3 protein-coding genes are annotated in these 1,360 nt (G+C 45.4%); 1 reads left to right on the plus strand and 2 read right to left on the minus strand.

Annotation, left to right across the window (positions count from 1 at the left end):
* Nucleotides 1–514: 514 nt before the first annotated feature.
* Nucleotides 515–907 carry a hypothetical protein gene (locus F6J99_RS45030; protein ID WP_293123938.1) on the plus strand — a complete coding sequence of 131 codons (393 nt, stop codon included), beginning with the start codon at nucleotides 515–517 and terminating at the stop codon, nucleotides 905–907.
* On the opposite strand, the gene F6J99_RS45035 is transcribed toward F6J99_RS45030, so the two are convergent.
* Together F6J99_RS45035 and F6J99_RS45040 are read right to left on the minus strand one after the other, a co-directional pair.
* Nucleotides 896–1,114, minus strand: coding sequence for a hypothetical protein (locus F6J99_RS45035; RefSeq protein ID WP_293123940.1), 219 nt, complete (start codon nucleotides 1,112–1,114; stop codon nucleotides 896–898). The two genes, F6J99_RS45030 and F6J99_RS45035, sit on opposite strands and share 12 nt — an antisense overlap.
* Nucleotides 1,115–1,133: 19 nt before the next feature.
* Nucleotides 1,134–1,360, minus strand: a 227-nt coding sequence (locus F6J99_RS45040) for a hydantoinase B/oxoprolinase family protein (protein ID WP_293123942.1), incomplete at its 5' end; no start/stop codon positions are given.

The raw sequence follows: 1,360 nt of genomic DNA on the forward strand, positions 1-1,360 counted from the left end.
TTAGTATAGTACAAAATATTCCTATACAATATTTATCCAAAGAAAAACCAACGAGAGAGGGAGCTGGTTCATGGTCTCCAGGTCAAAAACTTTTAATGTTAAGAATGAGTGCTCAATATAATTCTTTAGCAGAGTATATAATCAAAAATTTTGAAGGTTAATCATAAGCTGGGATTATCTGCTAATACTTATTTTTGTTTCTCTTCCGTACTTGTTATGCTAAATAAACACTTTGGCAAAGGGAGCTAAGGCCGTGGGCTACGCTTCCCGGACAAAGCTGGGACTTCGGAGCAGTTTGACCCGGTGGTGCCTTACATGACGGACTGTCCCAATACTGACTACCGAGAAAATCAGGGGGAGCCCGTCCCTGAAGCACCACTAGCAACTATAACTAGCTCCCCTTTGACGGCGCTGCATGGCTTGGTCAAATAATTCTAATGGAAGAGGTTATCTGCCGAGAGGCAGATCTAACCTAAGAGCAGTAGCTCGATTGCTCAATTTAGAGGACAAAACGATGAAAGGGATTTTCGGTGCTCTACTACCAGGACTGATCACAACCGGTTTTGTAGGCGCAACACTACTACCCGCTACACCGGCAGCTGCTGGTGATTTACTAAGAGATATCGGTATTGGTGCCGCTGCTGGTGCCGTCATTGGAGAATTAACTGACAACGGCTCATTGATTGGTAATAGTGCCAATGGCGCTGCCGCTGGTGCTGCTGTCAATGCTACTAAGCGCAATAGAACTAGAGCTCGGCGTAACAGTGCCGGGAGTCTAGTTCAAGATGCAGGGTTTGGTGCTGCTGCTAGTGTGGTGACTGGCGTGATCATTGATAATGGTTCAGTGGTAGATAATGCGGTTAAAGGTGCTGCTACTGGTCTAACCATTAACCTTCTAGACCGTTGAGATTTCCAAGTAGCCCATACCTTGGGATTCTTTAATCCTCGGTAACCGATGTTTATTAGTAATGTAACTACTTAGGTCTGAACCTAAGTTAATGGTTAGGTTAGCTTTGTTTAGGATAAATGCTGCATGATTAAGGTCAGCATTTATCCTGTTGCCCTCGCTCAAAGGAAAAACCAATGCGATCGCGAAGCGGTTCCAAAGGAACATCGCATTCGCCCACTACCAATTAGGATGCGCTATCACCACTATCGAAACCATATCCCCCTCCCCCAGGGGTCTCAATCACAAACACATCACCTGCATTCATTTCCACTACCCCAGTACTACCCAACTCCTCAAGCGTTCCATCCTTCCGTTCCACATAATTTTTTCCCAAAGCACCCGCTTCACCACCATTTAACCCAAAAGGCTTGACCACTCGACGTCCAGATAGAATTCCTGCAGTCATAGGTT

The organism is Moorena sp. SIO4G3, from assembly GCF_010692305.1.
GTDB classification, from domain to species: Bacteria; Cyanobacteriota; Cyanobacteriia; order Cyanobacteriales; family Coleofasciculaceae; genus Moorena; species Moorena producens_A.

Bases quoted from the DNA above. Each gene is read 5' to 3' on its own strand.
- F6J99_RS45030 (WP_293123938.1), top strand. From the start codon at position 515: ATGAAAGGGATTTTCGGTGCTCTACTACCAGGACTGATCACAACCGGT.
- F6J99_RS45035 (WP_293123940.1), bottom strand. From the start codon at position 1,114: ATGTTCCTTTGGAACCGCTTCGCGATCGCATTGGTTTTTCCTTTGAGC.